At 63.2% G+C, this 25,139-nt stretch carries 27 protein-coding genes; 11 read left to right on the top strand and 16 right to left on the bottom strand.

What is annotated here, in order from left to right:
* The first annotated feature begins 19 nt into the window (after window positions 1-19).
* The 3 genes from AC1DYR_RS22020 (at window position 20) to AC1DYR_RS22010 (ending at window position 2,123) form a co-directional block, all read left to right on the top strand.
* On the top strand, window positions 20-619 hold the full coding sequence (locus AC1DYR_RS22020) for a LemA family protein (protein WP_477706945.1): 600 nt from the start codon (window positions 20-22) through the stop codon (window positions 617-619).
* A gap of 66 nt (window positions 620-685) precedes the next feature.
* Window positions 686-1,576, top strand: coding sequence for a TPM domain-containing protein (locus AC1DYR_RS22015; RefSeq protein WP_477706951.1), 891 nt, complete (start codon window positions 686-688; stop codon window positions 1,574-1,576).
* Between the two features lie 4 nt (window positions 1,577-1,580).
* Window positions 1,581-2,123 carry a TPM domain-containing protein gene (locus AC1DYR_RS22010; protein ID WP_477706944.1) on the top strand — a complete coding sequence of 181 codons (543 nt, stop codon included), beginning with the start codon at window positions 1,581-1,583 and terminating at the stop codon, window positions 2,121-2,123.
* Window positions 2,124-2,721: 598 nt separating this feature from the next.
* On the opposite strand, the gene pdeM is transcribed toward AC1DYR_RS22010, so the two are convergent.
* The 13 genes from pdeM to AC1DYR_RS21945 form a co-directional block, all read right to left on the bottom strand.
* Window positions 2,722-3,405: a ligase-associated DNA damage response endonuclease PdeM gene (gene pdeM / locus AC1DYR_RS22005; protein WP_477706943.1), complete on the bottom strand. Its 684-nt coding sequence runs from the start codon at window positions 3,403-3,405 to the stop codon at window positions 2,722-2,724.
* Window positions 3,405-6,245: a ligase-associated DNA damage response DEXH box helicase gene (locus AC1DYR_RS22000; protein ID WP_477706942.1), complete on the bottom strand. Its 2,841-nt coding sequence runs from the start codon at window positions 6,243-6,245 to the stop codon at window positions 3,405-3,407. Before AC1DYR_RS22000 ends, pdeM begins: the two co-directional genes overlap by 1 nt.
* Window positions 6,242-7,897: an ATP-dependent DNA ligase gene (locus tag AC1DYR_RS21995; protein WP_477706941.1), complete on the bottom strand. Its 1,656-nt coding sequence runs from the start codon at window positions 7,895-7,897 to the stop codon at window positions 6,242-6,244. The genes AC1DYR_RS22000 and AC1DYR_RS21995 overlap by 4 nt, the downstream gene beginning before the upstream one ends.
* On the bottom strand, window positions 7,894-8,949 hold the full coding sequence (locus AC1DYR_RS21990) for a ligase-associated DNA damage response exonuclease (RefSeq protein ID WP_477706940.1): 1,056 nt from the start codon (window positions 8,947-8,949) through the stop codon (window positions 7,894-7,896). The genes AC1DYR_RS21995 and AC1DYR_RS21990 overlap by 4 nt, the downstream gene beginning before the upstream one ends.
* Before the next feature lie 194 nt (window positions 8,950-9,143).
* Window positions 9,144-9,563, bottom strand: a complete 420-nt coding sequence (locus AC1DYR_RS21985) for a F0F1 ATP synthase subunit epsilon (RefSeq protein ID WP_477648282.1) — start codon at window positions 9,561-9,563, stop codon at window positions 9,144-9,146.
* A gap of 128 nt (window positions 9,564-9,691) precedes the next feature.
* A complete protein-coding gene (gene atpD, locus AC1DYR_RS21980) occupies window positions 9,692-11,095 on the bottom strand; it encodes a F0F1 ATP synthase subunit beta (protein WP_293400292.1) in 1,404 nt (467 codons plus the stop codon).
* Between the two features lie 60 nt (window positions 11,096-11,155).
* Window positions 11,156-12,022: a F0F1 ATP synthase subunit gamma gene (gene atpG, locus AC1DYR_RS21975; protein WP_457281582.1), complete on the bottom strand. Its 867-nt coding sequence runs from the start codon at window positions 12,020-12,022 to the stop codon at window positions 11,156-11,158.
* Window positions 12,023-12,085: 63 nt separating this feature from the next.
* Entirely contained in the window at window positions 12,086-13,639 is a 1,554-nt protein-coding gene (gene atpA, locus AC1DYR_RS21970; RefSeq protein ID WP_457281583.1) for a F0F1 ATP synthase subunit alpha, read from the bottom strand.
* 60 nt (window positions 13,640-13,699) lie between these two features.
* A complete protein-coding gene (locus AC1DYR_RS21965; protein WP_477706939.1) occupies window positions 13,700-14,230 on the bottom strand; it encodes a F0F1 ATP synthase subunit delta in 531 nt (176 codons plus the stop codon).
* 13 nt (window positions 14,231-14,243) lie between these two features.
* Window positions 14,244-14,714: a F0F1 ATP synthase subunit B gene (locus tag AC1DYR_RS21960; RefSeq protein ID WP_477648280.1), complete on the bottom strand. Its 471-nt coding sequence runs from the start codon at window positions 14,712-14,714 to the stop codon at window positions 14,244-14,246.
* A 74-nt stretch (window positions 14,715-14,788) separates the two neighbouring features.
* Window positions 14,789-15,052: a F0F1 ATP synthase subunit C gene (gene atpE, locus AC1DYR_RS21955; RefSeq protein ID WP_007868969.1), complete on the bottom strand. Its 264-nt coding sequence runs from the start codon at window positions 15,050-15,052 to the stop codon at window positions 14,789-14,791.
* 54 nt (window positions 15,053-15,106) lie between these two features.
* Complete coding sequence (gene atpB, locus AC1DYR_RS21950) at window positions 15,107-15,997, bottom strand: F0F1 ATP synthase subunit A (protein ID WP_477706938.1); 891 nt, start codon at window positions 15,995-15,997, stop codon at window positions 15,107-15,109.
* A gap of 12 nt (window positions 15,998-16,009) precedes the next feature.
* Window positions 16,010-16,525: an ATP synthase subunit I gene (locus AC1DYR_RS21945; protein WP_477706937.1), complete on the bottom strand. Its 516-nt coding sequence runs from the start codon at window positions 16,523-16,525 to the stop codon at window positions 16,010-16,012.
* A gap of 216 nt (window positions 16,526-16,741) precedes the next feature.
* Here AC1DYR_RS21945 and AC1DYR_RS21940 point away from each other — a divergent pair, with 216 nt between their 5' ends.
* From AC1DYR_RS21940 to AC1DYR_RS21910, 7 genes are all read left to right on the top strand, one after another.
* Entirely contained in the window at window positions 16,742-17,236 is a 495-nt protein-coding gene (locus AC1DYR_RS21940; RefSeq protein WP_477706936.1) for a DUF4149 domain-containing protein, read from the top strand.
* Between the two features lie 37 nt (window positions 17,237-17,273).
* On the top strand, window positions 17,274-17,819 hold the full coding sequence (locus AC1DYR_RS21935; RefSeq protein ID WP_477706935.1) for a DUF2062 domain-containing protein: 546 nt from the start codon (window positions 17,274-17,276) through the stop codon (window positions 17,817-17,819).
* Between the two features lie 68 nt (window positions 17,820-17,887).
* Window positions 17,888-18,793, top strand: coding sequence for a D-amino acid aminotransferase (locus AC1DYR_RS21930; protein ID WP_477706934.1), 906 nt, complete (start codon window positions 17,888-17,890; stop codon window positions 18,791-18,793).
* A 14-nt stretch (window positions 18,794-18,807) separates the two neighbouring features.
* Complete coding sequence (locus AC1DYR_RS21925; RefSeq protein ID WP_477648275.1) at window positions 18,808-19,125, top strand: HP0495 family protein; 318 nt, start codon at window positions 18,808-18,810, stop codon at window positions 19,123-19,125.
* A gap of 183 nt (window positions 19,126-19,308) precedes the next feature.
* Window positions 19,309-20,013 (top strand): lipoyl(octanoyl) transferase LipB, encoded by a 705-nt coding sequence (gene lipB, locus AC1DYR_RS21920; RefSeq protein WP_477686961.1) that lies wholly within the window; start codon window positions 19,309-19,311, stop codon window positions 20,011-20,013.
* Window positions 20,014-20,038: 25 nt separating this feature from the next.
* The gene (gene lipA, locus AC1DYR_RS21915) at window positions 20,039-21,064 is read left to right on the top strand and encodes a lipoyl synthase (RefSeq protein ID WP_477706933.1); all 1,026 of its coding nucleotides are present in this window, start codon (window positions 20,039-20,041) and stop codon (window positions 21,062-21,064) included.
* A gap of 10 nt (window positions 21,065-21,074) precedes the next feature.
* Window positions 21,075-21,776 (top strand): helix-turn-helix domain-containing protein, encoded by a 702-nt coding sequence (locus AC1DYR_RS21910; RefSeq protein WP_477706932.1) that lies wholly within the window; start codon window positions 21,075-21,077, stop codon window positions 21,774-21,776.
* Window positions 21,777-21,789: 13 nt separating this feature from the next.
* On the opposite strand, the gene AC1DYR_RS21905 is transcribed toward AC1DYR_RS21910, so the two are convergent.
* Window positions 21,790-22,005 carry a hypothetical protein gene (locus AC1DYR_RS21905; protein ID WP_457281594.1) on the bottom strand — a complete coding sequence of 72 codons (216 nt, stop codon included), beginning with the start codon at window positions 22,003-22,005 and terminating at the stop codon, window positions 21,790-21,792.
* 225 nt (window positions 22,006-22,230) lie between these two features.
* Here AC1DYR_RS21905 and AC1DYR_RS21900 point away from each other — a divergent pair, with 225 nt between their 5' ends.
* The gene (locus AC1DYR_RS21900; RefSeq protein ID WP_477706931.1) at window positions 22,231-23,073 is read left to right on the top strand and encodes a DMT family transporter; all 843 of its coding nucleotides are present in this window, start codon (window positions 22,231-22,233) and stop codon (window positions 23,071-23,073) included.
* Window positions 23,074-23,085: 12 nt separating this feature from the next.
* On the opposite strand, the gene AC1DYR_RS21895 is transcribed toward AC1DYR_RS21900, so the two are convergent.
* A complete protein-coding gene (locus AC1DYR_RS21895; RefSeq protein ID WP_477706930.1) occupies window positions 23,086-24,453 on the bottom strand; it encodes a sensor histidine kinase in 1,368 nt (455 codons plus the stop codon).
* The gene (locus AC1DYR_RS21890; protein ID WP_477686955.1) at window positions 24,450-25,136 is read right to left on the bottom strand and encodes a response regulator transcription factor; all 687 of its coding nucleotides are present in this window, start codon (window positions 25,134-25,136) and stop codon (window positions 24,450-24,452) included. The genes AC1DYR_RS21895 and AC1DYR_RS21890 overlap by 4 nt, the downstream gene beginning before the upstream one ends.
* Window positions 25,137-25,139 lie beyond the last annotated feature (3 nt).

The raw sequence follows: 25,139 nt of genomic DNA, 5'->3' as shown, positions 1-25,139 counted from the left end.
ATTTTCGAAAGACATCGCCATGAAATCCCGCTTTTTAAACCTGTTCCTTGTCAGCATGCTGGGCCTGCTCCTCACGGGTTGCGGCTACAACGACTTTCAGCGCCTTGACGAACAAACCAAATCGGCCTGGTCTGAAGTGCTGAACCAGTACCAGCGCCGTGCCGACCTGGTGCCCAACATTGTGGCTACCGTCAAAGGCGAAGCCGCCTTTGAACAGGACACCCTGACCAAGGTGATTGAAGCACGCGCCAAGGCCACCTCCATCCAGGTGACACCGGAAACCCTCAACGACCCGGCCGCCTTCCAGAAATTTCAGGCGGCGCAAGGCGAACTGGGCAGTGCGCTGAGCCGCCTGATGGTGGTCAGCGAACGGTACCCCGACCTCAAGGCCAACCAGGGCTTTCGCGACCTGCGTGTGCAGCTGGAAGGCACCGAAAACCGCATCACGGTCGCACGCAACCGCTATATCCAGGCGGTCCAGGAATACAACGTGCTGACACGCAGCTTCCCCAGCAACCTGACGGCCATGATGTTCAGCTACAACGTCAAGCCGAACTTCACCGTGGCCAATGAGGCACAGATTTCCGCACCGCCGGTGGTGGACTTCACGAAGAAATAAGTTTCTGCAGGACTTGCTGTGCAGCAACTAGCGGGTTGGATATTGGGCCGCAGTCTCCTCCGCTGGATGGCGGGGTTGTTGCTGGCGGTGTGGCTGCCCGCTGCGGCATGGGGGCAAGGCGTTCAGCCGGTGCCGGCCCTCACGGCGCACGTCATGGACAGCACTGGTACGCTGGATGCCACGCAGCGCGCGGCACTGGAAGCCAAACTCGCTGCGTTTGAAAAAAGCCGCGGCGCGCAGGTGGTGGTCCTCATTGTTCCCAGCACCCAGCCCGAAGACATCGCCGCCTATGCCCAGCGCGTGGGCGACGCCTGGAAGATCGGGCGCAAGAGCGTAGGCGATGGGCTGCTGCTGGTTGTGGCCAAGAATGATCGCAAGGTCCGTATCGAGACCACCAAGGCGCTGGAAGGCGCCATTCCGGACCTCGCGGCGCGCCAGGTGATAGACACCGCCATCACCCCGCGCTTCAAACAGGGTGACTTTGCCGGTGGGCTGAATGCCGCGGCCGACCAGATCATGGCGCTGATCAGCGGCGAAAACCTCCCGGCGCCTGAGCAGAAAAGTGCTTCGGGCATGGCTGACAGCGGCTTCGAGTGGACCGACCTCGCGGTGTTCCTGTTCTTTGCCGTGCCGATTGGCGGGCGCCTGGCCGCCGGCGTCTTGGGGCGCAAGCTGGGCTCCATCGCCACCGGCGGTGCCGTCGGCGTACTGGCCTGGGTGTTCACCAGCAGCCTGATTGTGGCCGGCCTGGCGACTGTGGCGGGTATGGTGTTCGCGCTGGTGGCCAGCCTGGGTGCCCTGGGCCGGGGCGGCCGCTCTTCGGGTGGATGGAACACCGGCGGCTTTGGCGGCGGCAGCAGCGGAGGAAGCTGGGGCGGAGGCAGCAGCAGTGGCGGCGGATTCAGCAGCGGCGGTGGCGGTGATTTCGGCGGCGGCGGCGCATCAGGGGACTGGTAGGCACATGCTCAACAAACTCAAGACCATCCTCAAGCACCTCTGGCTGGATGCCTCCGACGCCCAGCGCGCGATTGCGCCCGACATGCTCAACCGGCTCGCCAGCCGGGTGGCCGCCAGCGAGCGACGGCATAGCGGCGAAATACGGATATGCGTGGAGGCCTCGTTGCCCATGAGTTACCTGTGGCGGCTGGGCAAACAGCAGTCCATCGGCCAGCTCACGCGCCAGCGCGCGGTCACGATGTTCGGCAAGCTGCGGGTGTGGGACACCGAACACAACAACGGCGTGCTGATTTATTTGCTGCTGGCCGAGCACGCCATTGAAATCGTGGCGGACCGCGGCGTGGCGCGCCATGTGGATCAGGCGCAGTGGCAGGCCATGGTGGCGCGCATGGCCCAGGCGTTCAGGGAGAACCGGTACGAGGACGGATTGACACAGGCACTGGAAGAAACTTCGGCGCTGCTGATGGCGCATTTTGCGATCAACGAAGTGCAGGGTGACGCACCCAACAATCCCAACGAACTGCCCGACGCGCCCTGGCTGCAATAGCCGGTTGGCGGGTATCGCAGGCCTGGCGTCGCCAAGGCCGCGTCAGGGTGCCAGAACCACGACCAACACAAAGAGGGCGACTGCCGCGAGCACAACCCGCGTCAGCCAAGCCTTGCGCGCGCGTCTGGCCCGACGCTCCGGCGACGCTTCTTCTCCCCATATCAGGCTGTCTAAAAGGCTGTCCATTTCGCACCTCGTTGCTGGCTTGAACCCATCACAACGATAAGGGAGCAGCCCGGGCCATGGCAGTCATTTAGCGTGTCCAGTTGTTACCTTGCCAGCTCAGGCCAGGCGTTTTTCCGGAAAACGCTCCCTATTTGATAGCTGCTTGCGCCCGTCCCGTATGAGCTGGCGACCTTTTCCCTTGAGTATTGGAAGTGCGTCTGATTTCGCATGGCGCAATGGGAACGTCGCGTCGCAGCCACTCATGGCGAGTCCATCGACGTCCCCTTCCGCTCGCTGCGTGCCGATTGCACCCTTCTCGATAAAGCGGACGCCGCGGGCTACGTTGTCGACCTGCGGACAGTCGGGGTGGATCCGCCGCGCGCTCGGCGGCAGGCGGGTGGCCCGCTGTGCCGTCAAGATACGGCGGGTTCGTTCAATGGGGAATCGGCCAAACTCGACTGTCACCCACGAGGTACAGGCGGCGGCCGGGCTGACGCGGCACACCCCAGCCACCGGTGAACTCGCCGAAGGCCGGCAGGATGGCCTGGCCGGCTTCCATGCAAAAGCAGGGCTGCCGCACATGATCAAGTCCGGGGCCCCGAAGGCTCAGTGCCGGATGCAGATGACCGGCGATTACAGCCAGCGTCTCATGACGCTGCGGATGATGACAGGCGGCAAATGGGCCCAGCGCGAAGGGCTCGTCGACCACCTGGATACCGAGCGACACCGGCGGATCGCCGGCTCGGCTGTCGTGGTTGCCGCGCACCAGCACGCAGTCAAGTGCGGCGAAGTTTTCGCGCCAGTCGGCTAGCGCCCCCAAAACCGAAGGCGTGCGAGCCTTGGCGGCGTGCAGCAAGTCTCCCAGGAATACGAGCTGCACCGGCCGGTAGTGCCGCAGCAACCGGCTGAGGCGGGCCAGGTTTTCACGCGTGGTGCCCGAAGGCACGGGCTGGCCCAGGGCGCGGTAAGTGGCCGCTTTGCCCAGATGAAGATCCGCCACAAACAGCACACGGCCGGCGGGCCACCACAGCGCACGTTCCGGCAGCAGCCAGACCGTTTCGTCCGCGTAGGTCACAGGCAACGGCGTACCCGGCGGCGTGTGGTCCTCTTCGTTCATCACAGCAATGGTAGCGGCCGGGAGGGCTTGCGCTCACGGCGCGGGCGACCGTTTGACTTGCCGTTACTGGAGAGCGCGCTCTCTTGCCCAAAGGCCAGGGTGCCTTTGACTTGCTCCACGCTGCCTGCGGCGACAGTACCGCCAGCGGCTTTCTCCAGCAGCGCCACCATGCGCGCTATGCGGTCAGCCAGATTTTCATTGCTGAGCTTTTCACGAAACAGTTCCACCATCAATGGAAACGCAAAAGGGGTGGGCCGCTCCAGCGTTTGCAACACCAGTTGCTGGGTATTGATGCGCGCCAGGCTGGCGCGCAGTCGGCCGATCTCAAGCTCCTGCGCCAGCAGCTCCTGCTCGGCCTGCATCAGCAGGCGATTGGCCGGGTCGTATTTTCGGAACACCTCCCAGAACAGGGATGAAGAAGCCTGCAGCTGTTTGTTGCTGCGCTTTTCGCCGGGGTAGCCCTGGAAGATGAGGCCCGACACGCGCGCGATTTCACGAAAGCGGCGCTGCGCGAGTTCGCTGGCGTTCAGGCTTTGCAGCACTTCATGCAGCAGCTGCGCATCGGGTCCGGTTTTGAGCACCTGCGGCAGCAGTGCGGGCCAATCAACCTCGGTCGCGCTGAGCAACTCAAAGCCGTAATCGTTGACCGCGATGGAAAAAGTGCGCGGCGCATGCTGGGCCACACGCCACGCAATCAGGTTGGCCAGGCCCAGGTGTACATGGCGGCCTGCAAAGGGGTACAAAAACAGGTGCCAGCCCTCGCGCGTCTGCAGTGTCTCGGCCAGCAAGGTTTGCGGCGTCGGCAGCGCAGACCACTGTCGCTGGATGTCCAGCAACGGCTGCACGCACTGCAGTTCAGGGGTGTCGTAGCGCCCTTCGCCAGCCAAAGCGAGCTGCTGCACCACCGCATCGGCCAGTGTGGTCGACAGCGGCATGCGCCCGCCGTTCCAGCGCGGCACAGCCGGCCGTTTGCCACTGGCACGCCGCACCCAGGCCGTCATGTCGTGGATGCGCACCAGCTCCAGCAGCCGGCCACCAAAAAGAAAGCAGTCCCCGGGTTTGAGGCGTGCGGCAAAACTTTCCTCGACGGTGCCGATGCGGCCGCCGCCCAGGTACTGCACCGACATGGTGGCGTCACTGACGATGGTGCCGATGTTCATGCGGTGACGCCGCGCCAGCCGCGTATCGGGCACACGCCAGACGCCCTCTTCGTCCGGCACGGCGCGCCGGTAATCCGGGTAGGCCGCCAAGGAAGGTCCACCCTGACGCACGAAGGACAGGCACCATTCCCAGTTCTCCCGCGACAGCCCGGCATAGGCCGCGGTACCGCGCACTTCCTCATACAGTTCATCCGGCACAAAGCCGCCGCCCAGAGCCACCGTGACCAGGTGCTGCACCAGCACATCGAGCGGCTGCTGGGGAGAGTTGCGCGCTTCGATGTGGCCGGCGGCAATGGCTGCGCGTGCCGCAGCGCCCTCGACGATCTCGATGCTGTGTGTGGGAACCAGCGTGATGCGCGAAGGCCGGCCCGGTGCATGGCCCGAGCGCCCGGCACGCTGCAGCAGCCGCGCCACGCCCTTGGGTGAGCCAATCTGAAGCACGCGTTCCACAGGCAGGAAGTCCACGCCCAGGTCCAGGCTCGACGTGCAGACCACGGCGCGCAACTCGCCTTTCTTGAGGCCGGCTTCCACCCACTCACGCACCTCCCGGTCCAGCGAACCGTGGTGCAGCGCAATCAGCCCGGCCCATTCGGGCCTGGCCTCCAGCAGGGCCTGGTACCAGATTTCCGATTGCGAACGCGTGTTGGTGAAGACCAGCGTGGTGCTGCTGCCGGCAATCTCTTCAATCACCTGCGGCAGCATGGTGAGGCCCAGATGGCCGCCCCAGGGAAAGCGCTCGGCACGGCCCGGCAGCAACGAATCGATCACCAGCTTCTTGGGCACTTGGCCCTGCACCAGCGTGCCGCCGCTATGGCCCAGCAAGATATGCACGGCCTCCTGGAGATTTCCCAGCGTGGCGGACATTCCCCAAATCACGAGGCCTGTGCCCATCGTTCTCCTTGCCTCGTTGGGCAGCGTGCCACCCGAAGTGGACGAGGGCTCTCCCTCCAAGCAGGGGCCGCGGGACTGGCTTTGCCAGACCGCAGGCGCAGCGGCCCCCTCGGGGGGCAGCGAACCACACGCAGTGGGGAGCGTGGGGGCCCAGCTTTTGAGTCTTGCCAGGGCGAGTTGCACTTGCACACCACGCTTGTTGCCGAGCAACTCGTGCCATTCATCGACGACCACCATCCTCACACCGCCGAGGACGTCTTTCGCATCGGCCCGCGCAAGCAGAAGTGACAGGCTTTCCGGCGTAGTCACCAGCACGGTGGGCAGCCGCTGGTTCTGCGCGCTGCGCTCAGCCGAGGCGGTGTCGCCGCTGCGTGCACCGGCACTCCAGGGCGTAAATACGCGCGTACCGTCGTCGTTCTCCAGGGCGTTGAGAACCTCCAGCGGCTGCTGCAACGCGCGCAATGTGTCGGCAGCCAATGCACGCATGGGCGTGATCCAGAGCACCGTCAGCGCTTGGGCGGGTGCAGCCTTGGTGGCTGGGGCGCCGGCATTCACTATCATTTTCATAGCTGCTCGCGCACGACCATTGGGCGCCAGAGCCCTAAAACTCATAAGAGCAGCCAACCATACGGCATAGGTTTTGCCGGCGCCGGTGGTGGCATGGAGCAGGCCTGATTGCCCTTGCGCCACGGCTTTCCAGACATCGCGCTGGAATTTGAAAGGCTTCCAGCCGCGCGCCGCGAACCAGGCGTCCAGCGCGGCTTTGGCAGCGGAACGGCCGGTGCTCATGACGGCAGCAACGCAGCCAGCGTTTCCAGGGTGTCGGCTTCTTCCACCGGCTTGTCTTCCCGCCAGCGCAGCATGCGGGGAAAGCGCACCGCGATGCCGCTCTTGTGGCGCGTGCTGCGTGCAATGCCTTCAAAACCGAGCTCGAACACGAGCGTGGGTTTGACGCTGCGCACCGGGCCAAAGCTTTCGACCGTGGTCTTGCGGATGACGGCGTCCACGCGGCCCATTTCTTCGTCGGTCAGGCCCGAATATGCCTTGGCAAAGGGGACGAGCTTGCGCCCGGGCGCCTCGGGTGGCGCATCCCAGACAGCAAAGGTGTAGTCGCTGTAGAGGCTGGCGCGCCGGCCGTGGCCGCGTTGCGCATAAATCAGCACCGCATCGATGCTGAGCGGGTCTATCTTCCACTTCCACCAGGTGCCGACGTCCTTGGTGCGGCCCACACCATAGCCGGCGTGCCGTTGCTTGAGCATCATGCCCTCGACGCCCATATCGCGCGCGGCTTCGCGCTGGCGTGCGAGGTGTTGCCAGCTCTCGCCCGTCAGCATAGGGCTCGCGATCAGTTGCGGATGCTGCAGCTGCGTGACGAGATCATCCATGAGCACACGGCGCTCGGCTTGGGGCAATGCGCGCAGGTCACGGCCCTGCCACTCAAGCAGGTCATAAGCGAGCAGCACCACCGGGATGTCGCGCAGCAGCTTGGGGCTCAGCGTCTTGCGGCCTATGCGCTTTTGAAGTTCGGCAAAGGGCCTGACCTTGTCTTCACGCCACACCGCGATCTCGCCATCGAGCACTGTGCCGTCGGGCAGCGCTTCACCCATGGCCGCGAGTTCGGGAAAACGCTCGGTCACCAGTTCCTCCCCGCGCGACCACAGCCAGATCTGGCCCGCGCGTTTGACCAGTTGGGCGCGGATGCCGTCCCACTTCCACTCTATCAGCCAATCAGCGGGTGGTCCCAGCATGGCATCGAACTGGTCGACGCCAAAGTTGAAAGGATGCGCGAGGAAGAAGGGATAGGGCTGGCCGCTGGTCTTCTGGTTCAGTTCCCCGCTGCTTTCGGCGGAGACCAGCGCAGCGTAGTCGGCGGCCGTGGGCTGGCCGCTGATGTGGGTGTAGCCCATGAGGCGCTGTGCCACGCGCTTGGGGTCGACGCCGGCGACCGCTGCCAGTGCCTGCGTCACCTGCAGGCGCGAGACACCCACGCGAAAACTGCTGGTCATGAGTTTGAAATAGACCAGCCGTTCTTCGGGCGCAAGGCGGCGCCACTGCGCGCGTAATGCATCGGGCAGTTTGTCAGGATCGGTTTTGCCAAGTGCGCGCAAGGGCAACAGGTGCTCCTCGACCCAGGCCGCGAGCCCGAGTTCATGCTGTTCGGTAGGTGGGGGCAACAGCAGCGAAATGGTTTCGGCCAGGTCACCCACCGCCTCATAACTTTCGTCAAACAGCCACTCGGGCAAGCCTGCAGCCTCTTGCGCGAGCAGACGCAGCAGCTTGGTCGGCACCAGCTGGCGCGGCTTGCCACCGGCCAGAAAATACACCGCCCAGGCGGCGTCGGCAGGTGGCGCGCTTTGCAGATAACGCTGCAGCGCCGCCTGCTTGGCGAGACTGGACGTGGTGGCGTCCAGTTCGCTGTAGAGGGCAGCAAAGGCTTTCATGCGCCGGCTTCATTTACAGGAGCGGCCTCGGCCTCAGGTTGAGGTGCGGTGGCTGCCTGGTCACTCACATCCTCATCTCCGTATTCGGTCTTGAAGCCTTCGGCCTGCAAGCCGTTTTCTGTGAGCCACCGCACCAGCACTGCGACGCTTCCGTGCGTGACCATCACACGCGCTGCGCCGGTGCCTGCGATCGCACTTTGCAGGCCTGGCCAGTCGGCGTGATCGGACATGACAAAGCCGCGGTCCACACCGCGCCGCCGCCGCGTGCCGCGCAATTGCATCCAGCCGCTGGCAAAGGCGTCCGAGTAGCTGCCGAAGCGGCGCATCCAGGGCGTGCCTTGGGCTGAAGGGGGTGCCAGCACGAGGGCGCGCTTGAGCAATTGCGGAGTGACGCCCGCGTCGGTCACACGCACAGTTTCTGGCAGCGGTACGCCGGCCGCGCGATACACGGCATTGAGCGGCTCCACAGCGCCGTGCACAACTATGGGACCAATGGCATGGTCTACACCGTGCAGGATGCGCTGCGCTTTGCCGAAGGCGTAACAGAACAGCACCGATGCGCGGCCTTCGTCTGCATTGCGCCGCCACCATGCGTTAATCTCCGCGAAGAGCACCTGCTGCGTGGGCCAACGGTAGATCGGCAGGCCGAAGGTGGACTCGGTGATAAAGGTGTCACAGGGTACGGGCTCAAAGGGCGCACAGGTGCCGTCGGCGTCTAGCTTGTAGTCGCCCGAGGCCACCCACACTTCTCCGCGATGCTCCACCCGGACCTGCGCCGAGCCGAGCACATGGCCGGCCGGGTGCAGCGATATCTTCACGCCGTTGCGCTCCTGCACTTCGCCGTAGGGCAAGGTCTGCAGAGTGATCTCGCCGAGCCGCGTGCGTAGCGTGCCTTCGCTGTCGGTGTGCGCCAGATAGTGGCCATGGCCGGTGCGCGCGTGGTCGGAATGGGCATGCGTGATCACGGCATGGCCGACGGGCCGCCAGGGATCGATGTAAAAATCACCCGCTGTGCAATACAGGCCTTCCGGCCTCGCCACGATCAGGTCCATGCTTGCGCTTGCTCCGTGCCGGTTCGGAAAAGCCGGATAAGCAACCATCCTAAACGCGCCTGCCGGGCCATGCTGAACGGCGTCAGGCGTTTACGCTGTCAGCAAGGGCTTACATTGCAACGGCCGCGCCATAAGAAAAGCCCCTGGCTTGCGGCAGGGGCTTGATGCAGTCCGGCAAAACCGGAAAGGCATTTTTATTTCTTCTGGCGGTACTTGCGCAAGGCGGCAATCTGCGCGGCCATCACGGCCAGTTCAGACTGGGCCATAGCGATGTCGATGTCGCTCTTCGCGTTCTTAAGCGCTTCTTCAGCGGCAGCCTTGGCTTCCATCGCCTTGGCTTCGTCCAGGTCTTTGCCGCGAATCGCGGTGTCGGACAGCACGGTGACACAGTTAGGTTGTACTTCGAGCAAGCCGCCGGCCACGAACACGAATTCTTCGCTGCCATCGGCCTTTTCGATGCGCACGGCGCCCGGCTTGATACGGGTGATCAGCGGCGTGTGGCGCGGATAAATGCCCAGCTCGCCGGCCTCGCCTGGCAAAGCAACAAAGTGCGCTTCACCGGAGAAGATGGACTCTTCCGCGGAGACCACGTCGACGTGAATGGTTGTTGACATAAACGTTCCTTAACTTAAAAAGTTTGGAGAAAGCAAACAGTTGGGATGAGCCGCTAGGCGCTGCGCGGAAATGTGCAAATGCACATTGAGCACAGCAACAACGCGGATCGCCCAAATGTGCCGCTTTATCAAACTTTTTTCGCTTTCTCGAATGCTTCGTCGATGGTGCCGACCATGTAGAACGCCTGCTCTGGCAGGTGATCGCACTCGCCGGCCACAATCATCTTGAAGCCGCGAATGGTTTCAGCCAGGCTGACGTACTTGCCGGGGGAGCCGGTGAACACTTCAGCCACGTGGAAAGGCTGCGACAGGAAACGCTGGATCTTGCGGGCGCGGGCCACGGCCAGCTTGTCTTCAGGAGCCAGTTCGTCCATACCCAGAATGGCGATGATGTCGCGCAGTTCCTTGTAGCGCTGCAGCGTGCCCTGCACGGCGCGGGCCGTAGCGTAGTGGTCTTCGCCCACAACGTTCGGATCGAGCTGGCGGCTGGTCGAGTCGAGCGGGTCAACCGCAGGGTAGATACCCAGCGAAGCGATGTCACGCGAGAGCACCACGGTGGAATCCAGGTGGGCAAAGGTCGTGGCAGGCGACGGGTCGGTCAAGTCATCGGCAGGAACGTAAACGGCCTGGATGGAAGTGATGGAGCCGACCTTGGTGGAGGTAATACGCTCTTGCAGGCGGCCCATTTCTTCGGCCAGCGTAGGCTGGTAACCCACGGCGGAAGGCATACGGCCCAGCAGTGCGGACACTTCGGTACCGGCCAGCGTGTAGCGGTAGATGTTGTCCACGAAGAACAGCACGTCGCGGCCTTCGTCACGGAAGGACTCGGCGATGGTCAGGCCGGTCAGCGCCACGCGCAGACGGTTTCCTGGGGGCTCGTTCATCTGGCCGTAAACCATGGCCACTTTGGATTCGCCGAGGTTCTCGAGGTTCACAACGCCGGAGTCGGCCATCTCGTGATAGAAGTCATTGCCTTCGCGGGTACGTTCACCCACACCGGCGAACACGGACAGGCCCGAGTGCGCCTTGGCGATGTTGTTGATGAGTTCCATCATGTTCACGGTCTTGCCGACGCCGGCGCCGCCGAACAGGCCCACCTTACCGCCCTTGGCGAACGGGCAAACAAGGTCAATCACCTTGATGCCGGTTTCCAGCAGTTCCTGCGATGGCGAGAGTTCGTCATAAGCAGGCGCCTTGCGGTGGATAGGGGCAGTCAGGGTCTGATCCACTGGACCACGTTCGTCGATGGGTGCGCCCAGCACGTCCATGATTCGGCCCAGCGTGGCCTTACCCACGGGAACGGTGATGTTGGCGCCGGTGTTGTAAACCATGTTGCCGCGGCGCAGGCCGTCGGAGGTACCCAGCGCGATGGTGCGCACGATGCCGTCACCCAGCTGCTGCTGGACTTCCAGCGTCAGCGCGGAGCCTTCCATTTTCAGCGCGTCATAGATCTTGGGCATCTGGTCGCGCGCGAATTCCACGTCAACCACCGCACCAATACACTGAACAATCTTGCCTTGAGCTTGAGCCATGATTGAATCCTCTTTCGTTTCTTTAAATCTTTAAATCGGGTGTGGCGGCCTAAACCACGATCAGACCGCTGCAGCACCGGCAACGATTTCCGAAAGTTCTTTCGTGATCGCCGCTTGACGCGTTTTGTTGTAAACCAGCTTGAGTTCGCCGATCACGCTGCCGGCGTTGTCCGTGGCAGCCTTCATGGCAACCATGCGGGCAGATTGCTCGGACGCCATGTTCTCGGCAACCGCCTGATAGACCAGCGCTTCCACATAGCGGATCAGCAAGTCGTCGATGACGGTTTGCGCGTCAGGCTCGTAGATGTAATCCCAGCCGTGCTGGTCCTTGTCGGCCTGCAGGTGCGCTGCCGTCAAAGGCAACAACTGCTCGACCACTGGTTCCTGGCGCATGGTGTTGATGAACTTGGTGTAGCACAGGTACACCGAATTGATCTTGCCTTCGCTGTAGGCATCGAGCAGCACCTTGACGGGGCCGATCAGCTTTTCCAGGTGAGGCTTGTCGCCCAGTTGTGTCGCGTGCGACACCACCTTGGCGCCCACACGGTTCAGAAAACCAAGGCCCTTGTTGCCGATGGCCACAGCCTTCGCATCATGGCCGGCGGCCTGCACTTCCTTGAGCTTTGAGGTCACGGCGCGCAGCACGTTGGTGTTCATGCCGCCGCACAAGCCCTTGTCAGTCGTCACCACGATGAACCCGGTGGCCTTGGCGTCGTTGGACTCCATGAACGCATGGGTGTATTCGGGGTTGGCCTGACTCAGGTTGGCGGTAATGTTGCGGATCTTGTCGCTGTAAGGACGGGCAGCGCGCATCCGCTCCTGCGCCTTGCGCATCTTGGAGGCGGCCACCATCTCCATGGCCTTGGTGATCTTCTTGGTGTTTTCCACCGATTTGATCTTGCCGCGTATTTCCTTGCCTGCTGCCATATGGATTCCTAAGGGGTTCCTGAGGGTTGCTTAATTACTTGCTTGACGATGCGTCAGGCGAGATCAGGCAAACGACTTCTTGAACTCGGCCACAGCCGCGTTCAGTTCAGCCTCAGCATCCTTGTCCATGGCCTTGTTGGCTTCGAGCTTGGCCATCAGGGCCGCGTTCTTGTCCTTCAGGAAGGCATGCAGGCCGTGCTCGAAAGCCAGGACCTTCTTGACTTCGATGTCGTCCATGAAGCCCTTGTTCACTGCGAACAGCGTGGCGGCCATGTTGGAAATGGACAAAGGCGAGTACTGGGCCTGCTTGAGGAGTTCGGTCACGCGGGCACCGCGGTCCAGCTGTTTGCGGGTAGCTTCGTCCAGGTCGGAAGCAAACTGCGCGAAGGCAGCCAGTTCACGGTACTGGGCCAGGTCGGTACGGATACCGCCGGACAGGTTCTTGATCAGCTTGGTCTGGGCAGCGCCGCCGACGCGGGACACCGAGATACCGGCGTTAATGGCGGGACGAATACCGGCATTGAACAGGCTGGTTTCCAGGAAGATCTGGCCGTCGGTGATCGAGATCACGTTGGTTGGCACGAAAGCGGACACGTCGCCGGCCTGCGTTTCGATGATCGGCAGCGCGGTCAGCGAACCAGTCTTGCCCTTGACGGCACCCTTGGTGAAGTCTTCAACGTACTTTTCGTTCACGCGTGCTGCGCGCTCGAGCAGACGGCTGTGCAGATAGAACACGTCGCCGGGATAGGCTTCGCGTCCTGGTGGACGGCGCAGCAGCAACGAGACCTGGCGGTAAGCCACGGCCTGCTTGGACAAATCGTCATACACGATCAGCGCGTCTTCGCCGCGATCGCGGAAGTATTCGCCCATGGTGCAGCCAGAGTAGGCGCTCACATATTGCATGGCGGCGGATTCGGAAGCGGAAGCTGCCACGACGATGGTGTATTCCATCGCGCCGGCTTGCTCCAGCGAGCGCACCACGTTCTTGATCGACGAGGCCTTCTGGCCGATGGCGACGTAGACGCAGGAAACGCCCTTGCCCTTCTGGTTGATGATGGCGTCGATGGCCACGGCCGTCTTGCCGGTCTGGCGGTCGCCGATGATCAGTTCGCGCTGGCCGCGGCCGACGGGCACCATGGAGTCGATGGACTTCAGGCCGGTCTGCAGGGGCTGGTCAACGGATTTACGGGCGATCACGCCGGGCGCAACCTTTTCAATCACGTCGGTGAGTTTGGCATTGATCGGGCCTTTGCCGTCAATCGGCTGGCCCAGTGCGTTGACCACACGGCCAAGCAGCTCAGGGCCCACAGGCACTTCCAGAATACGGCCCGTGCACTTCACGGTGTCGCCTTCGGCGATGTGCTCGTACTCGCCCAGAATCACGGAGCCGACGGAATCGCGCTCAAGATTCAGCGCCAGGCCGTAGGTGGGGGTGCCGTCGGCGGTTGCGGGGAATTCCAGCATCTCGCCCTGCATCACATCGGACAGGCCGTGGATACGGACGATACCGTCGGTCACAGACACCACGGTGCCCTGGTTGCGGACATCGGCACTGGCTGTCAGGCCTTCGATGCGGCTCTTGATCAGTTCAGAAATTTCTGCGGGATTGAGTTGCATGACTCTTTCCTTCTTTCTATGTTGTTGGCTAAAAACCGGGGGTCGCGCCTGAACGCAAGCTCAGGAAATCAGCGCCACTTTCATTTGCTCTAAACGGGCTTTCACCGAGGTGTCCAGCACCTCGTCACCCACCACGACACGTACGCCACCGATCAGCGCCGGCTCAAGCTCGACCGAAAGGTTGAGCTTGCGGCCAAACCGCTTTTCCAGCGTCGCTGCCAAATCGGCCAATGCAGCACCTTCCAGCGGAAATGCGCTGTAAACGGTGGCATCCGAAGAACCACTCTGCGCATTTTTCAACGCGCGGAACTGTGCGGCGATTTCCGTCAGGATGCTGATGCGGCCGTTCTCGATCACTGTCCGCAGGAAGTTTTTGGCGGCTTCCGGCAGCTTCGTCTTGGCCACACCGGAAATCACGTCGAACGTCTGGTTCACCGTCACGCTCGGGTTGCCGGCAAACTGCTGCAACTGCGCGTTGGCGGCAATGGCTGCAAGCTCATCGAGCCAGACGGCAGTACCGCCCAGGTCGGAACCAGAGGCCTTGAACAACGCTTCAGCGTAGGGACGGGCAATGGTGGCTAGTTCGGCCATGTTTTACGCTCGCTTAAAGTTCGGTCTTCAGGCGACCCAGCAAGTCAGCATGCACACCGGCATTGACTTCCTTGCGCAGAATCTGCTCTGCACCCTTGACGGCCAGTGCGGCGACCTGCTCGCGCAGGGTTTCACGGGCCTTGACGGATTGCTGCTCGGCTTCAACCTTGGCGGCGGCAATGATCTTGCTGCCTTCTTCGGTTGCGCGGGCTTTGGCCTCTTCAATCAGGGCCTGGCCCCGACGTTCGGCTTCAGCCAGGCGCACGGCCGCTTCGTTGCGCGACTTGGCCAGCTCTTCTTCCACGCGCTTGTTGGCGACGGAGAGTTCAGATTTGGCTTTATCGGCAGCAGCAAGGCCGTCAGCGATTTTTTGCGCACGCGCGTCCAGGGCCGCCGCAATGGGTGGCCACACAAACTTCATCGTGAACCCGACCAAAATCAGGAACACGATCAACTGGACAATAAGGGTACCGGTAATGCTCACTGCTCATCCTTTCCCTTGGGGCCCAGCCAAAAGCCGGCCCGAAGGAATGACATTCTTGGGACTTTGATGATTGCTTACTTGGGCAGGTTGGCGATTTGCGCCAGGAATGGGTTGGCAGTGGCGAACCACAGCGCGATACCCGTGCCGATAATGAAAGCAGCGTCGATCAGACCGGCCAGCAGGAACATCTTGGTCTGCAGTTCGCCCATCAGCTCTGGCTGGCGTGCAGCTGCTTCGAGGTATTTGCTGCCCATGATGCCGATACCGATACAGGCGCCAACAGCGCCGAGGCCGATGATGAGGCCGGCGGCCAGAGCGACAAAACTAATAACTTCCATGATGACTCCTTAGGACTTTGGTTACGAGAGAAAAAGAAAAAGCGAAAACGGGGATCAGTGGTGATCGTGGGCCTGGCCGATGTACACCAGGGTCAGCATCATGAACACGAACGCCTGCAGTGTGATGATCAGGATGTGGAAAATCGCCCAGGCCGAGCCCGCGATGATGTGGCCGATGGCCAGGCCAATGCCGGTCGCGGAGAGCGACCAGGCACCACCCATCAGGGCGATCAGCAGGAAAATCAGTTCGCCGGCATACATGTTGCCGAACAGTCGCATGCCATGGGAGACGGTCTTGGCGACGAACTCAATCATCTGCATGGCCAGATTCAGGACACCCAGAATCAGTGCAAGGATGGGGTTCTTGCTGGTGCCGAACGGCGCCGTAACCAGTTCGTGCGACCAGCCACCCACGCCCTTGATCTTGACGTTGTAGACCAGGCAGGTGATCAGCACGCCCATGGACAGGCCCATGGTGATGGAAAGGTCGGCCGTGGGCACGGAACGCATGTAAGCGTGGTGCGCATCGTGGCCGGCAGCGCCGTAAACCCAGGCCCACAGCACCGGCAGCAGGTCGACCGGCAGCAAATCCATGGCGTTCAGCAGGAAAATCCAGACAAACACGGTAAGGGCCAGGGGCGCGACCAGTTTGCGGCTTTCGGCGTTGTGCACGATGCCCTTGGCTTGCGCGTCGACCATTTCGACGAGGATTTCAACCGCAGCCTGGAAACGGCCGGGAACGCCGGAGGTGGCTTTGCGGGCGGCTTTCCAGAGCAGGAAGCAACCAATCACACCCAGCAAAATGGTGAAGATGGTGGAGTCAATATTGATAACGCTCAGATCGAACGGGCCAACAAGTTCCTTGTTGCGCCAGTGCGTCAGGTGGTGAAGGATGTATTCACCAGCGGTTGGACCGCCATGTCCAGCAGCATTCTCAGCAGCCATTTATTGCTCGCCTCAAAGTTTATTTTTCCTGACCGCGAACAACAGCGCGAGCCAGGACATTTTCATTGTCACCACCAGGCCGACCAGCATGGCCGGCCAACTCAGCATCGAAACCACCCTTGACGCAGCAAACAGCATTGCCACCGTCAAGGCGATCTTGACCATTTCCCACAAAAAGAATCCAGCCACCGCAGTGCCTGGATTCATTGACCACACTTTGCCGGTCAGGCCGCGCGCAAACAGCGCCGCCGGAACCACGACCGCCAACGCTCCGTAGAGTGCCGACCAGCCGACTGACCGCTGGCCGGTCAGCGCCCAGGCGGCACATGCCACCAGAACCCCAACCACCAATTGCCCTGCCAATACCGACCAGGGCGAGATAGACGGGCTCGTTTCACGAAGCTTTTGGGCCTCTTCACGCGTCAAGGGCTTGAAACCCTCATCGCCAGTCTCCATCTCTTCTGTGACACTTCGCCCTGTCACACCCGGATTTCCCGGGTTTGTCACTGATTTCGCCGAATTTGCCATTTTGGTCGTCACAAATTACGGAAAAGTTACGGGGCCGTTATCAGCAAAGCCCTTGATTATACGTAGAAACCCCTGCGTATCCGACAAAACCCCCGGCTTGCATATGAATTAGGGGCGATTCGCATCATTTGGGTGCGGCTCGCAGCGGGTGGTTCACAATTGTCCGGCGACTACGGCGCGCCGACCCTCCTACGTAGTTGCACGTGATGCTCCACGATGGCCCAAGCCCCCGCATCCGTCACCTTCCACCCACCGAAAGATGCCATGCCCGCCCTGATGAAATTCCTGCACATTGCCGCCGCCATTGCCTGGCTGGGCGGGGTGGTCTTCATGCTGTTTGCCTTGCGGCCTGCCGTCGCCGAACAGCTGGCGCCACCCCAACGCCTGCCGCTCATCGCAAAGGTCATGCAGCGATTTTTCGCTCTGGTCTGGGTCACCATCGGCGTCCTGCTGGTGACAGGCCTGGCCATGCTGCTGGCCGTGGGCATGAAAACCGCCCCCCTGGGCTGGCACCTGATGTTCGGCATCGGCCTCCTGATGTTCGCGCTGTTCGGACATCTGTATTTCGGCCCTTTCCGGCGCCTGAAGCTCGCTGTCAGCGCGTCCGACTGGCCCGAGGGTGGGCGCCGCGTCGGGCAGATCGCCACCCTGGCCATGGTCAACCTGGTGCTGGGCGCGCTGGCGATCGCCGCCGTTATCTTTGTTGCCTGATGCCGGAGCGAATCGGCCATCTTGAACACCGCCTGCCATGAGCGCCCCTAAAAAGAAGGCGCCGCAACACCGGCACTGGACGGACCGGCTGAAAGCATCCGTGCCGACACGTGAAGTCCTGGCCCAAAACCGGTGGCTCAAACCGGTGGCCCACCGGCTGCTGGAGCCGCAGCTGTGGCGGCTGCAGCACGAGGCCGTGGCGCGCGGTGTGGCCATCGGCATATTCTGGGCATTTGCACTGCCATTTGCACAAACCGTGGCGGCCGCCGCCCACAGCGTCTGGTGGCGCGCCAATATTCCGGTGGCCGCCGGCATCACCTTCATTACCAACCCCTTCACCGTCGGCTTCTGGCTCTGGCTGGCCTATCAGGTGGGCGATCTGCTGCTGGACGCACCGCCGCCCATCCGCATCTCGGAAGGCGCAGGCATCGTGGCGTGGGCAGCCTCCTTCGGCGGGCCTGCCATCCTGGGCATGGGCATCTTTGCCGTGCTGGGCTCGATTACCGGTTACCTGCTGGTCAAGCTGGGCTGGCGCGTTCGTATCTGGTTCAAACGCCGCCGCCGGCAAATGGCCAGACGTTAGACAATCCGGTACAGGCCGTCCGCCAGCAGCCGTTCCAACGCACTTTCATTTCCTTTTCAAACCCACCCATGACAACGCCTCCCGCCAACGCCCTTCCCGACACCCCCTGCTACCTCAACGGCGAATTCACCCCGCTCAAGGACGCCAGGATCAGCGTGATGGACCGGGGCTTCATCTTCGGCGACGGTATTTATGAAGTGGTGCCGGCGTATGCAGGCAAGCCGTTTCGTTTTGAGCAGCACATGGCACGGCTGGAACGCAGCCTCACCGAGCTGCGCATCGCCAACCCGCTGACCCGTGCCGAGTGGCTGGAAATTGCTCTTAAATTGATAGCTGCCTGCGCACAATCCACGGGCGCCCCAGCCGAAAAAGGCAATCAACTGGTATATATCCAGATCACCCGCGGCGTGGCCATGCGCGACCACCCCATGCTGCCGGGCCTGACACCCACCGTCTTTGTGATGTGCAACCCGATGAAGCTGCCCTCCGATGCGGCGCGCGAAAACGGCGTCGCCTGCGTCACCGCCGACGACTTCCGCTGGGAAAAAGCCCACATCAAAAGCACCAGCCTGCTGGGCGCGGTGTTTTCACGCCAGATCAGCGTCGACGCCGGCGCGGTCGAAACCGTGATGTTCCGCGGCGACTACCTGAGCGAAGCCGCTTCCAGCAATGTCTGGATCGTCAAGGACGGCAAGGTCTCGGGGCCGCTAAAGGACAACCTGGTGCTCGAAGGCATCCGTTTTGGCCTGATCGAAGAGATGTGCCGCGCAGCGGGCATTCCTTTTGAGCTGCGCCGCATCACCCGCGCTGAAGTGCTGGCAGCGGACGAGCTGCTGCTCTCGTCGGCCACCAAGGAGGTTCTGCCCATCACCCTGCTGGACGGCCAGGCGGTCGGCCACGGAGTGGAAAAAGGCAAACCTGGCCCCATTTATGCAAAGCTGTACGCTCAATACCAGCGTGCCAAAGCGGCCTGAAAGGACCCATTGCCATGACGACTTCCCCCAACATCCCCAAAATCATCGGTGTTCCCGGCACGGAGCCTTCGCGCCAGGAATCGCTGATCGAATATCCCTCGCAGTTCCCGATCAAGGTGATGGGTGAAAAGGTCGACGGCATGGTGGCAGCCATCACGTCCATCGCGCACCAGTTCGACCCGGCCTTCGACGCCTCCACCATCGAGCTGCGTGAAAGCAAGGGCGGTAAATACCTGGGCGTCACCATCACCGTCACCGCCACCAGCCGGGAGCAGCTTGATGAGCTCTACCGCACGCTGTCGACGCACCCGATGGTCAAGGTCGTGCTCTAAACAGGATCCGGGATAAGCGCACATGCAGGCTGAAACACGCCACCTGGGCCGGGTCGACTACCTGCCCACCTACGAAGCCATGCAGGCCAACATGCTGCCCCCACGCTCCGCCGCTGCGCGGGTCGCTGCCCCCCGAGGGGGCTGGCCTTGCTTGGGGCGGCCCGGCGCGGCGGCCGTTCTACTATGTTGACGCGCAACCTGGGCCGGGTTGATTACCTGCCCACCTATGAAGCCATGCAGGCCTTCACGGCGGCGCGCAACCTCGGTTTTTCAAGAGAAAACGGGCTGCAACCCAATCAGGACGAGCGCGACCAGCTATGGATTTGTGAGCATCCACCGGTTTACACCCAAGGGCTGGCGGGAAAGAGCGACCATGTTTTGAACCCCGGCAGCATCCCGGTGGTGCAGACCAACCGCGGCGGCCAGGTGACTTATCACGGCCCCGGCCAGGTGGTGGCCTACCCGCTCATTGACCTGAAGCGCGCCGGCTATTACGTCAAGGAATACGTCTACCGCATCGAGGAATCCGTCATCAAGACCCTGGCGCATTTCGGCGTCACCGGGCACCGGGTGGCCGGCTCGCCCGGCATTTATGTGCGACTGGACGACCCGGCCTCTCACGCCGCCCTGACCGGCCCGATGCACCCTGCCGACCCTTTTCGCGGCCTGGGCAAGATCGCCGCTTTGGGCATCAAAGTCAGCCGGAATTGCACCTACCACGGGGTCGCGCTCAATGTGGCGATGGACCTGGAACCCTTCTCGCGGATCAACCCCTGCGGGTACGTGGGGCTCAAAACCACAGACCTTTCTACAATCGGGGTATCGGCAAGCTGGCAGGAAGCCGCGGATGTGCTGGGCCGCAAGCTCGTCACCTACCTGGCGCCCTGAGCACATTCCTTCAAAGAAATACACCATGAGCACCCCAGAAACCGTCAATCCTGTTGTTCGCGACATCCAGAGCCAGGAAGACTACAACCCGCTGGCCAAGCAAAAAGCCGCGGCCAAGCTGTCGCGCATCCCCGTCAAGGTGGTGCAGGGCGAAATGCTCAAGAAGCCCGACTGGATCCGCGTCAAGGCCGGCAGCCCGACCACGCGCTTTTACGAGATCAAGCAGATCCTGCGCGAGAACAAGCTCAACACGGTGTGCGAAGAAGCCAGCTGCCCCAACATCGGCGAATGCTTCGGCAAGGGCACGGCCACTTTCATGATCATGGGCGACAAGTGCACGCGCCGCTGCCCGTTTTGCGACGTCGGCCACGGCCGACCGGATCCACTGGACGTGAGCGAGCCGCTGAATCTGGCGAAAACCATCGCGGCGCTCAAGCTCAAATACGTGGTGATCACCAGCGTGGACCGCGACGACCTGCGCGACGGCGGTAGCGGCCACTTTGTGGAATGCATCCAGAAGATCCGCGAGCTCTCGCCCGCCACCACCATTGAAATTTTGGTGCCCGACTTCCGCGGCCGCGACGACCGCGCGCTCGAGATCCTGAAGGCCGCACCGCCCGACGTGATGAACCACAACCTCGAAACCGCGCCGCGCCTTTATAAAGAAGCGCGCCCCGGCAGCGACTACAACTTCAGCCTGAACCTGCTCAAGAAGTTCAAGGCCTTGCACCCCGATGTGCCGACCAAGAGCGGCATCATGGTGGGCTTGGGCGAGACCGACGAAGAAATTTTGCAGGTGATGCGCGACATGCGCGCGCACAACATCGACATGCTGACCATCGGCCAGTACCTGGCGCCCTCCACCAGCCATCTGCCGGTGCGCCGCTATGTGCACCCCGACACCTTCAAGATGTTTGAAGAAGAAGCCTACAAGATGGGCTTCACGCACGCCGCCGTGGGCGCCATGGTGCGCAGCAGTTACCACGCCGACCAGCAGGCCCACGCCGCAGGCGTGGCCGACAAGGCAGACGCGGCCATCGCTGCTCTTTAATTCCCGCAACATGACCCTGCCGCAAGACTCCCTGTCGCTGCGCCACTACGGCGCGTCGCACGGCAGCCATGCGCATGACCACTTCCAGGTACTGCTGGGCCTGAGCGGTGTGCTGGAACTGGAAGTACGCGGACGCGGGCGGCGCATCGCGGCAGGCCAGGGCTGCGTGATCACACCCGGCGACCGGCATGACTTCGAATCACGTGACGGCAGCCGCTGCCTGGTGCTGGACACCGCACAACCTGATTGGGCCCGCTGCGCAGCGGACCCCGCCAAAACCGGGCAAGCGTTGGCGCTGGCCCATTACCTGGCCGAAGCACTGCAGCAACCCGGTGGCCTGGCCCAACGCCATGGCCCGGCGCTGTTGCTGGAAGCCTGGCAACCCACAACACCCGCATCAACGCCCTTGCGCTATGCGCGGCCCATCCACTGGGAACAGCTGGCCACCTGGACACAGCAGCGCCTGCATGAGCCACTGAGCGTCGCGCAACTGGCCGCGCAAGTATTTTTAAGCCCGACGCAGTTTGCCGCGCGCTGCCGGCGCGAGACCGGCCTCAGCGTGATGCAGTGGCTGCGCCGGCAACGCCTGGCACTGGCCGTGCAGCTGCGCGGCCGCGGCATGAGCGTGGCCGACACCGCGCTGCACTGCGGCTACCAGTCGCCCTCAGCCCTGACGGCCGCGATGCGGCGCGCCGGGCCGGGCAGCGCCTGACCTTTACGGATTTTCAATAGCGGCTCGGGTCGTTCGGCCGGCGGTCGTAGCGGTTGCGCACACCGTCGCCATCGCGGTCACCCCGGCCATAGCCAGGGCCATAACCTGGCGCGGGGGCGGGCACGACACGGTATTGCGGTCCGTTGTCATAGGCTACCGGGTAAGCCACGCAACCCGACAGGGCGGCCATGCCGGCCAGCGCCAGCAAGAGGATGGAAAGCTTTTTCATGGTGAGTCTCCTTGGGTTTCATGCGATTTCGGAGAAATCTGCCATGCCATTGCAACTGAAGTCCGTACGGGCAAGGTGTCTGCGGCGCCCCTCGCACGTGAAGCTCGTTACCGGATGTTGGTCTGCGCGTAGGACATACGCCTGAATCCCTGAAACCGTCGTTGCACGACAACAAAGCGTTGCCCTGCGACGACGCGCCCGGTGCAGCCCCCTATCCTTGCCGCCATGCCAGCCAATCTGTACGCACTGGGCGCCATCGCCCTCTGGACCCTGCTTGCCTCGCTCGGGGTCTCGCTCAAACACGTTCCACCCTTTCTGCTCACCGGCGTTGCGCTGCTGACCGGCAGCCTGCTGGCCCTGCCTTTTGTGCTGCGTGACCGCGCGCAATGGAAGATTCCCACCGCCACGCTGGCGCTCGGCGTGTATGGCCTCTTCGGCTATCACTTCCTGCTTTTCATCGCGCTGCGGTATGCGCCGGCGGTAGAGGCCAACCTGGTGAACTATCTCTGGCCACTCTTCATGGTGGTGCTGGCGCCGCTGTTTCTGCCTGGGGTGCAGTTACGCACCGTGCATGTGGTCGCAGGCCTGCTGGGCTTTTCTGGCGCGGCCATCGCCATTCTGGGCACAGGGGCCGACGGATCTTCCTCCAGCGGCTGGTCATGGGGCTATCTCCCGGCGCTCGCCTCGGCCTTTATCTGGGCCAGCTACTCGCTGCTGACAAAACGGGTGCCGGCCTTTCCTACCGCAGCCATCGGCCTCTTCGGCCTGGTCTCAGGCGTGCTCTCGCTGCTGTGCCATTGGGCGCTGGAGCCTGCCGCCACGCTGTCGGTGCAAGACTGGCTATTGCTGGCGGTGCTGGGCGCAGGGCCGCTGGGCGCGGCGTTCTTTCTCTGGGACAAGGCCCTGAAGCTGGGCGACGCGCAGCAGATCGGCATCCTCAGCTACCTCACGCCGCTGGGCTCGACTGCGCTGCTGATGGGGGTGAGCGGCCGCGCGCTGAGCTGGAGCATCGCCCTGGCGGCGGTGATGATCATCGGCGCTGCGCTGCTGGGAACAAGAGCCAAATAGGCCCGCAGCCCTTTAAGAACGGGCGCGAGCAGCTCCTGATTCAATAGCAGGCCATAGCACACACACGGCCAGGCCCGGCTCCGCATTGCGCACCTGCAGTTCGGCGCCATGCGCCTCGGCCACCAGCCGGCACAAGTACATGCCCAGTCCCACACCGCCCGTTGCGCGCTGGCGTGCGCCGTCGGTCCGGTAAAAGGGCTCGGTCAAATGTGCCAGTTGCGCGGCGTCCACGCCCGGGCCGAAGTCGCGTACTTCCAGCATCACGCCGCCGCCCGCCGGCTGCAGCGACACCTGCGGCGGCCTCCCGGCGCCGCTGCTGTAACGCAGCGCGTTGTCCATCAGGTTGCGCACCAGCAGGCGCACGCGCATGCGGTCCAGCGCCAGCGGTGCCAGGCCTGTCGCCAGGTCCAGCACCATCTCTGATGCCCCCGGCACCTCGGTGGCTGTTTCGCGCACCAGCGCCGCCAGGTCCACCGGTTCGCGCTGCAGCGCGGCGTGCGGGCTGGCCAGGCGCTCGCTTTCGAGCAGGTCGCTGATCAGGTCGCGCATTTCGCCCAGGTCGCGCAGCAGCGCCTCGCGCTCGCGTTCGCCGGCTCCGGTGCCTTCGGGCGTGGTGGGCAACAGCTCGGCATTGAGCCGCGCACGTGTGAGCGGGGAACGGAGCTCATGGCTCAGCGCCAGCAGCAAGGCGCGTTTGGCGTTCAGCATGCCTTCAATATCGTGCGCCATGGTGTTGATGCGCCCGGCCAGGTCGCCGAGTTCGTCGCGGCGGCGCAGGGGAATTGGCGTTGCGAACTCGCCGCGGCCAAAGCGCTCGGCGCCTGCGCGGATGTCGTCCAGCGGGCGCAGCAGGCGCCGCACATAGGCATAGGCGCCCACGAGCAAGCCCAACAGCAGCGCAAGCGTGATCCAGCCAAACACCCCATGTGGCGCCGTCTGCCAGGGCGCGGTGCCCGGGCCAAAAATCACGCGGTGGCCGTCGGCCGTGGTCCGGCTCAGCCAGTCTTTGGCGCGGGCGTCAAACACCTTGCGGTCGGGCCTGTCGGGATGCGACTGCCAGTTGACCTGCGGCCCCTCGATGCGGATGGAAATCGGCAGCCGCGCAGCCAGCGCCTGGGCGCGGCCCACATCGGGTGGTGAACCCAGGTCGGCCACCAGCCGGTCCATGTAGTCGCTGATCAGCGGCTTGGCTGCGTCGCGCCAGCCCGTTGAAAACGCCCGCTGCATGCCGCTCATGAACACCGCGCCCATGGCCAGCGCCAGCAGCAGGAACACGGTAATCAGCCGCAGCCGCAGCGAATGCTTCCAGCGGTGGCGCCAGCGCTCGGGGCGTGAGCGCTCGCGGGCCCGGCAGTCCCGGCGCGTTTTCCAGCGCCTCATGGCGTACCCGCCTTGCCGGCGGCAAGCGCATAGCCCGCGTTGCGCAGCGTCTTGATGCAGTCCAGCGGCTCCAGTTTTTTACGCAGCCGGCTCACCACAATGTCGACGGCGCGCGTGTACAGCTCAGCCTCATGGCCGCGCAGGCGGTTGAGGATGTCGTCGCGGTTGAACACCTTGCCGGGCTCGGCCGCCAGCAGGGCCAGCAATTCAAACTCGGTGCCAGTCAGCTCGACCTTTTCGCCCAGGCGCAGCACCTCGCGCGTTTCAACGTCGATCACCAGCCCCTGGAACACATGGCGCTGGGTGGCCGCAGCCGGTGCGCTGCGCTGGCGCCGCAAAATGGTCTGCAGGCGCGCCACCAGTTCGCGCGGCTCAAAAGGCTTGGGCAGGTAGTCGTCGGCGCCCAGCTCCAGCCCGACCACGCGGTCCATCACGTCGCCGCGGGCCGTCAGCATCACGATGGGAATGTCGCTTTCCTTGCGGATCTCGCGGCACAGCGCAAAGCCGTCCATCTCGGGCAGCATGACGTCCAGGATGGCTGCGTCATACGCGCCGGCGCGCAGCATGGCCAGGCCTTCGCCGGGGCGCAGCGCGCTTTCCAGCACGAAGTCAAAACGGGCAAAGTAGGCGGCCAGCGGCGCAGCCAGGTGCTCGTCGTCGTCGATCAGCAGGATATGGGGCATAGG

Source organism: Polaromonas sp. P1_F9 (assembly GCF_056405615.1).
The sequence above is the reverse complement of the archived record's forward strand: the minus strand, read 5'-3'. Positions and strand labels throughout refer to the sequence as shown.

Coding starts and splice junctions, on each gene's coding strand:
- AC1DYR_RS22020 (WP_477706945.1), top strand. CDS start 20: ATGAAATCCCGCTTTTTAAACCTGTTCCTTGTCAGCATGCTGGGCCTG.
- AC1DYR_RS22015 (WP_477706951.1), top strand. CDS start 686: ATGGCGGGGTTGTTGCTGGCGGTGTGGCTGCCCGCTGCGGCATGGGGG.
- AC1DYR_RS22010 (WP_477706944.1), top strand. CDS start 1,581: ATGCTCAACAAACTCAAGACCATCCTCAAGCACCTCTGGCTGGATGCC.
- pdeM (WP_477706943.1), bottom strand. CDS start 3,405: ATGAACGAAGAGGACCACACGCCGCCGGGTACGCCGTTGCCTGTGACC.
- AC1DYR_RS22000 (WP_477706942.1), bottom strand. CDS start 6,245: ATGAGCACCGGCCGTTCCGCTGCCAAAGCCGCGCTGGACGCCTGGTTC.
- AC1DYR_RS21995 (WP_477706941.1), bottom strand. CDS start 7,897: ATGAAAGCCTTTGCTGCCCTCTACAGCGAACTGGACGCCACCACGTCC.
- AC1DYR_RS21990 (WP_477706940.1), bottom strand. CDS start 8,949: ATGGACCTGATCGTGGCGAGGCCGGAAGGCCTGTATTGCACAGCGGGT.
- AC1DYR_RS21985 (WP_477648282.1), bottom strand. CDS start 9,563: ATGTCAACAACCATTCACGTCGACGTGGTCTCCGCGGAAGAGTCCATC.
- atpD (WP_293400292.1), bottom strand. CDS start 11,095: ATGGCTCAAGCTCAAGGCAAGATTGTTCAGTGTATTGGTGCGGTGGTT.
- atpG (WP_457281582.1), bottom strand. CDS start 12,022: ATGGCAGCAGGCAAGGAAATACGCGGCAAGATCAAATCGGTGGAAAAC.
- atpA (WP_457281583.1), bottom strand. CDS start 13,639: ATGCAACTCAATCCCGCAGAAATTTCTGAACTGATCAAGAGCCGCATC.
- AC1DYR_RS21965 (WP_477706939.1), bottom strand. CDS start 14,230: ATGGCCGAACTAGCCACCATTGCCCGTCCCTACGCTGAAGCGTTGTTC.
- atpE (WP_007868969.1), bottom strand. CDS start 15,052: ATGGAAGTTATTAGTTTTGTCGCTCTGGCCGCCGGCCTCATCATCGGC.
- atpB (WP_477706938.1), bottom strand. CDS start 15,997: ATGGCTGCTGAGAATGCTGCTGGACATGGCGGTCCAACCGCTGGTGAA.
- AC1DYR_RS21945 (WP_477706937.1), bottom strand. CDS start 16,525: ATGGCAAATTCGGCGAAATCAGTGACAAACCCGGGAAATCCGGGTGTG.
- AC1DYR_RS21940 (WP_477706936.1), top strand. CDS start 16,742: ATGGCCCAAGCCCCCGCATCCGTCACCTTCCACCCACCGAAAGATGCC.
- AC1DYR_RS21935 (WP_477706935.1), top strand. CDS start 17,274: ATGAGCGCCCCTAAAAAGAAGGCGCCGCAACACCGGCACTGGACGGAC.
- AC1DYR_RS21930 (WP_477706934.1), top strand. CDS start 17,888: ATGACAACGCCTCCCGCCAACGCCCTTCCCGACACCCCCTGCTACCTC.
- AC1DYR_RS21925 (WP_477648275.1), top strand. CDS start 18,808: ATGACGACTTCCCCCAACATCCCCAAAATCATCGGTGTTCCCGGCACG.
- lipB (WP_477686961.1), top strand. CDS start 19,309: ATGTTGACGCGCAACCTGGGCCGGGTTGATTACCTGCCCACCTATGAA.
- lipA (WP_477706933.1), top strand. CDS start 20,039: ATGAGCACCCCAGAAACCGTCAATCCTGTTGTTCGCGACATCCAGAGC.
- AC1DYR_RS21910 (WP_477706932.1), top strand. CDS start 21,075: ATGACCCTGCCGCAAGACTCCCTGTCGCTGCGCCACTACGGCGCGTCG.
- AC1DYR_RS21905 (WP_457281594.1), bottom strand. CDS start 22,005: ATGAAAAAGCTTTCCATCCTCTTGCTGGCGCTGGCCGGCATGGCCGCC.
- AC1DYR_RS21900 (WP_477706931.1), top strand. CDS start 22,231: ATGCCAGCCAATCTGTACGCACTGGGCGCCATCGCCCTCTGGACCCTG.
- AC1DYR_RS21895 (WP_477706930.1), bottom strand. CDS start 24,453: ATGAGGCGCTGGAAAACGCGCCGGGACTGCCGGGCCCGCGAGCGCTCA.
- AC1DYR_RS21890 (WP_477686955.1), bottom strand. CDS start 25,136: ATGCCCCATATCCTGCTGATCGACGACGACGAGCACCTGGCTGCGCCG.